Source organism: Neochlamydia sp. TUME1, from assembly GCF_000813645.1.
In the GTDB taxonomy this organism is placed as follows: Bacteria; Chlamydiota; Chlamydiia; order Chlamydiales; family Parachlamydiaceae; genus Neochlamydia.
Genome location: NZ_JRXI01000113.1, coordinates 1 through 5,380, shown reverse-complemented (window position 1 = coordinate 5,380; position 5,380 = coordinate 1). Strand labels below are relative to the sequence as shown.

Annotated in this window: 6 protein-coding genes and 1 pseudogene; 5 read left to right on the top strand and 2 right to left on the bottom strand. The window is 38.9% G+C overall.

What is annotated here, in order from left to right; genetic code table 11:
- Window positions 1–134, bottom strand: a pseudogene (locus DB41_RS11655) (IS5/IS1182 family transposase); the annotation flags it as partial.
- A 240-nt stretch (window positions 135–374) separates the two neighbouring features.
- On the opposite strand from DB41_RS11655, the gene DB41_RS05115 reads away from it, so the two are divergent.
- From DB41_RS05115 to metG, 5 genes are read left to right on the top strand one after another with little or no spacing between them, the layout of a single operon-like run.
- On the top strand, window positions 375–1,262 hold the full coding sequence (locus DB41_RS05115; protein WP_039385054.1) for a YicC/YloC family endoribonuclease: 888 nt from the start codon (window positions 375–377) through the stop codon (window positions 1,260–1,262).
- Window positions 1,252–1,833 (top strand): guanylate kinase, encoded by a 582-nt coding sequence (gmk, locus tag DB41_RS05110; protein WP_039385052.1) that lies wholly within the window; start codon window positions 1,252–1,254, stop codon window positions 1,831–1,833. The genes DB41_RS05115 and gmk overlap by 11 nt, the downstream gene beginning before the upstream one ends.
- 24 nt (window positions 1,834–1,857) lie before the next feature.
- Window positions 1,858–2,181 carry a hypothetical protein gene (locus tag DB41_RS10750; RefSeq protein WP_052243922.1) on the top strand — a complete coding sequence of 108 codons (324 nt, stop codon included), beginning with the start codon at window positions 1,858–1,860 and terminating at the stop codon, window positions 2,179–2,181.
- 21 nt (window positions 2,182–2,202) lie between these two features.
- Complete coding sequence (locus DB41_RS05100; RefSeq protein ID WP_039385051.1) at window positions 2,203–2,814, top strand: hypothetical protein; 612 nt, start codon at window positions 2,203–2,205, stop codon at window positions 2,812–2,814.
- Window positions 2,815–2,867: 53 nt separating this feature from the next.
- Complete coding sequence (gene metG, locus DB41_RS05095; protein ID WP_039385049.1) at window positions 2,868–4,919, top strand: methionine--tRNA ligase; 2,052 nt, start codon at window positions 2,868–2,870, stop codon at window positions 4,917–4,919.
- Between the two features lie 330 nt (window positions 4,920–5,249).
- On the opposite strand, the gene DB41_RS12860 is transcribed toward metG, so the two are convergent.
- Window positions 5,250–5,380: type II toxin-antitoxin system YafQ family toxin (locus tag DB41_RS12860; RefSeq protein ID WP_155117584.1), on the bottom strand; the 131-nt coding region annotated here is incomplete at its 5' end.

The following is a 5,380-nucleotide window of genomic DNA, read 5'->3' as shown; positions in this document are numbered from 1 at the left end:
CGCCCGCCTTTAATCTTCTTGGCCGCATCGGCTTGCTGTAAAATTTGCACCATCTTATCAAAAGTACTACGTTTTATCCCTGTCAATCTGCGAAAGCGTTCATCATTTAACTTCTCTATCTTATCAAATTTCATAGTGCCTCCTTTAAATGTTGAGCCACCATTTTACTAGAATTTACATTTTATCCCATTTTCGAAAGAGGCCTATTCTAAAATGTAGTGAGAAATCATGGTTCTAAATTATGGATAAGCAATTTTTGAAGCAAGCCAGGATAAAGGCAATCTTCCAAATTTCTACATGCCAGAGATTAAGCTATATTTTTATGCAAATTTTTGATAAAATACGCCCTTATTAATAAATTTAAGCTTTTTTAAATGTTAAGAAGTATGACGGCTTATGGCCGGGGTGCTATAGAGACAGCACTAGGAAGATTTACCGCAGAAATTCAATCGGTTAATCGTAAGCATTTAGAAATAAATGTATTACTCCCAAAAGAGTTAATGCGTTTTGATGCTGAAATAAAAAAATGGATTTCTGCGCGAATAGGAAGAGGGCAGATAACTGTTAAGTTTTCCGTAGTATTTAATCAGACGACTCCTTTAAATGTAGTAGCCAATCTCCCTCTAGCCCTAAAGATTCAAAAGGCTGCCGAGGATTTAGCTTTTACTTTAAAGCTTCCTGTAACGCACGAGCTAACCTTGAAAATGTTGGCTGAGCAACCTAGCATCCTGCTATTTGACGAGCAGATGGATGATGAAGAGCTTTACCGAGAAGCTCTAAGTACAGCTTTTGAGAAAGCTATGCAAAGCTTTGTGGAAATGAAGCTACACGGAGGCTGCCCTATATTTATTGATATTTCTCAAGGCTTAGAGACTCTACATCAAGATATTGAGCAAATTGCCTACTATGCCCCTCAGGCGACTAAACGCTATCGAGAGAAGCTAGCCGAGCGTTTAAAAGAATTTTCCATAGGACCAAGAGAAGATGAAGAACGGCTTTTACGGGAGATAGGAATTTATGCAGAAAGGATTGACATCAGCGAAGAAATTACTCTTTTTCAAGCTCATCTTAAGCAATTTAAGGATGTCTTATCTTCGCAAAAGGAAGCTGTAGCGAAGAAGCTGGAGTTTATTCTTCAAGAGTTGAATAGAGAGATTAATACGATTGGAGCAAAATCTTCCGAACTAGAGGTTTCACGGCGGGTCGTAGAAATCAAAAGCCTACTGGAAAGGATTCGTGAGATTATTCAAAATGTCGAGTAGCAAGCAATATACAGGGCGAATATTTATTATTAGCGCTCCTACAGGCACAGGTAAAACGACTTTAGTTAAAAGACTGGTTCAAGAACTATCGAATGTAAAACCCAGTATTTCTTACACGACAAGAAAGCCTCGTCTGGGAGAGACAGATGGTGTAGACTACAATTTCATTGATAAAAATGATTTTGAAGCTAAGATTAAAGCAGGGGAGTTTCTAGAGTACGTAGAGCTTTATGGCTTCTATTATGGAACCTCACGTGTTTGGATTGAAGAACAGCAGCAAAAAGGTTACCATATTGTCCTGGTTATCGATACACAAGGCGGGCTTAAACTAAAAGATAAAATTCAAGGAACTTTTATTTTCTTAGCACCCCCTTCCCTTGAAGAACTAAGAAAGCGCTTGCTAGCGCGTCAAACAGAATCTCTTAGCGTGATCGAAGAGCGTTTATCCTGTGTAAGCAGAGAAATAGAGCAAGGAAAGAAATATGACTACAAGATTATTAATGAGCAATTGGATGTAGCTTACGAAGCTTTAAAAAGTATAATTGTAGCTGAAATGCATCGCATACATTAAATTTACAGAAAGGGAAGTTTATAAATGATACAAAAAAATATCACCAATGAAGCCTTAAAAAAGAAATTTAAAAATCAGTTTGAGATGGTAGGCTATGCCATTTCTTTAGCTGAAAATATGATTTTAACGGGGCGAGATCCACGTGTAAAATCAGACACACAAAATAGAGCCTTACAGATCTTAGAAGAAATCGTTGCGGGCAAAGATCACCTTGAACCAGTCGCTCTTGAAAATAAGAAGCAGGAGGAGAAAGAGGTTACTCGGCATTATTTGGGAGAAAAAGACGCAGGAAGCTCTTCTAAAGGAGCTCCAGAGAGAAAAAGAGCTCGTAAAATTCTCGTCGATTAAGTGGCATGATGAGGAAAGAAAATGCTGGAGACCTATCCTACTGCTGATTATGCTTACATTGTTTATTTATGTGTAGCCATCTTATTGACTCTTATGTTTGCTGCAATAACTGGCATTATTGGATATAAAGTAATAAATCAAGCACCCAGCCAAAGTCCTTATGGGAAGATGCCTTTAAGACGTGCTTCAGATCTGTCTTACGAGAGCAAAGAGCGCGTTTTACGTTTTCTTTTTGAAATGCACCAATATGATAATCGCATGTTTAACTTAGAAAAAGCGGCTTTATGTAGAGAAACAAGGCGGGTTTTCTCTAATGCTATCACCTGGTATGGGGCAATTAAAGTGGATTGGAGCTTTCTTAACAAGCGTTATCCTGGGCATTATGTATCCTGGGGAAGCTTATCTATTTATCAACAAGAAGTTATTCGCTCAGCTCATTCTTCATTAGAGGGTTTTCAGACTGAATATTCTAGTCCCGAGGCTGCACCTAGTAAGGCGGAAAAGTTTTATACCCAAGCTGTTCCTGGCCCTTTATATGTGGATATGGAAAAGAAGATATTGTTAGGATGGAAAATCGTTCCTTTAACTAATCTAGAAGTATTAGTGGTTCAAAAACCAAAAAGTGCTTTCTGAATAGATGTATCCTTAGCTTGGAAAATTGACTGAATAGGAAATATTATAATCTCATGCAAAAAAAAATACTCATTACTTCTGCTCTCCCTTATGCTAATGGGCCGCTCCATTTTGGCCACATTGCTGGTGCTTATCTACCTGGAGATGTCTATGCGCGTTTTCAACGCCTAATGCAAAATGATGTTTTGTATGTGTGTGGTTCAGATGAGTATGGGATTGCTATCACGATCGGTGCTGAAAAAGCAGGCCGGTCTCCTAAAGAACATGTAGATATTTATCACACGATTAATCGAGAATTTTTCAAAAAATTAAATGTGTCTTTTGATAATTACTCCAGGACTACATGGGAAGGCCATCAGCCCTTAGTTCAACAGTATTTTTTAGACTTGCTGACCAATGGATATATTGAAGAAAGAGTTACTGACCAGCTATATTCTGAAGCAGATAAGCGATTTTTAGCCGATCGATATGTCGTGGGAACTTGCCCTAAATGCGGATTTGCGCAGGCGCGAGGTGACGAATGTCCCAAATGTGGCGCTAGCTACGAAGCCACAGATCTTATTAATCCTCGTTCTCAGCTGTCAGAGGCACCTTTAGTCCTTCGCCCTACCAAGCATTGGTTTTTACTCCTTGATAAGTTTAAAGAGAGACTCTTGAGATGGATGGAGACCAAGCATTGGAAGCCAAATGTTGTAAATTTTATCAAAAGCTATATAGAGGATTTACGCCCGCGTGCTATTACCCGCGATATGAGCTGGGGGATTCCTATTCCTTTACCTGAAGCGGAGCAAAAGGCTTTATATGTCTGGTTTGATGCTCCTATTGGATATATATCGGCAAGCGTAGAATGGGCTCAAAAAGAAGGCGATCCTGAATTATGGAAATCTTATTGGTGTGACCCTAATACTAAATTGGTTCATTTTCTGGGTAAGGATAATATCCCTTTTCATGCCGCTATATTTCCCGCTATGACTATGGGGCAAAATCAACCTTTTAAACTAGTCGATGAGCTCCCCGCCAATGAATTTTTAAATTTAGAGGGGAGGCAGTTTAGCAAATCGGATGGATGGTTTATTGATTTGGAAGAATTTTTTCATCATTATACGACGGATCAAATTCGTTATACTTTAGCTGCTAATGCTCCTGAAACATCCGATGCGGAATTTACCTGGAAAGATTTTCAGTCGCGCTGCAATACGGACTTGCTAGGTAAGTATGGAAATTTGGTCAACCGTGTTTTAGTATTTGCTAAAAATCATTGCGAAGGGCAGATGCCTGCCGTGCAAGCTCTAGAGCCAATTGATGAAGAATTTTTACTTAATATTAATAAACTTGCCAATGAAGCCGCTTGCTGCTATGAAACCTTTAAAGTTCGCCGGGCTAGCCAATTAATTATGGAATTAGCCCAGCTAGGAAATGTCTATTTCGATGCTAAAAAACCTTGGAAGGAAGCAAAAAACCCCGATAGTAAGCATGCGGTAGCTACCACTATCGCCTGTTGTTTAGAGTGTCTAAAATGCTTAGCACTTATTTCTTCTCCTATCATTCCCGAGTCAGCCGATAAAGTGTGGAAGCTTCTAGGCTATGTTTCTCAACTAGAGAAGGGGAATTGGGTTCAAATTTTAAATACATCTATTCCTGCTCATCAGCAACTTCAGATGCCCCAGATACTATTTAAAAAAGTAGAGGATGAACAGATTGAGAAGGAGCTCAATCATCTTCAGGTGCTAGCTGAGCAAGCAAAGAAAGATCATCCTTCTCAGATGGTTTACGCTCCTTTAAAAGAAATGGTAGAGATTGAAGCGCTGCAGAAGTTAGACTTACGTGTAGGGGTAATCAAAGATGCAAAGAGCCTGCCTAAAAGTAAAAAATTATTGTTGCTAGAAGTAGATCTTGGCTTTGAGACTCGCTCGATAGTTTCAGGGATCAGCCAACAGTATCAACCGCAAGCATTGATTGGGAAGAAAGTTATCGTAGTGGCTAATTTAAAGCCTGCCACTTTAATGGGAACTGTTAGCCAAGGAATGCTTTTAGCGGCCTCTGATGAGAAAAAACTCGAACTTCTTTCTATTCAAGATATTTCACCGGGCGCGGTTGTTAGCTAGACTCTCCTTTTAAATTTAAAAGGGGATGGTTAACTGGCTGTAGATAGATCAAGTATGGTATCTTTTTGAAAGGCTTTTTTTTAGGTAAATATATACTTAATAAAAAACCTACTTTCAAGAAAAGAGCTAACTTTTAAAAATTTTTTAGAGGGTACCCATCGAGTTTAAAATGGTGGAAAGTCAACTGGGGCTAAGATAACAGAAGGATTAGCTATTCAGAGAAAGGCTTCATGGAAGTATGGAATGCGTTCTAAGACCATCCTAGAAGGAAGAAGAGCTTTTCGTGAATATATTCTTCAAAGAGAATGTTTCTTTGACGACTTTTAATAGCTATTTAAAGAGATCGGAATGCGTTCCGGTTCTTTCAAAAATGATGTCTTCATCAGTTTTGAGATAAACAAGCAACCAGTCAGGCTCAATATGACATTCCCACCGCCCTTTAAAATTTCCAACGAGTCTAT

What these genes read in the sequence shown, in the direction of transcription:
- DB41_RS05115 (WP_039385054.1), top strand. Translation starts at nt 375, where the DNA reads ATGTTAAGAAGTATGACGGCTTATGGCCGGGGTGCTATAGAGACAGCA.
- gmk (WP_039385052.1), top strand. Translation starts at nt 1,252, where the DNA reads ATGTCGAGTAGCAAGCAATATACAGGGCGAATATTTATTATTAGCGCT.
- metG (WP_039385049.1), top strand. Translation starts at nt 2,868, where the DNA reads ATGCAAAAAAAAATACTCATTACTTCTGCTCTCCCTTATGCTAATGGG.
- DB41_RS10750 (WP_052243922.1), top strand. Translation starts at nt 1,858, where the DNA reads ATGATACAAAAAAATATCACCAATGAAGCCTTAAAAAAGAAATTTAAA.
- DB41_RS05100 (WP_039385051.1), top strand. Translation starts at nt 2,203, where the DNA reads ATGCTGGAGACCTATCCTACTGCTGATTATGCTTACATTGTTTATTTA.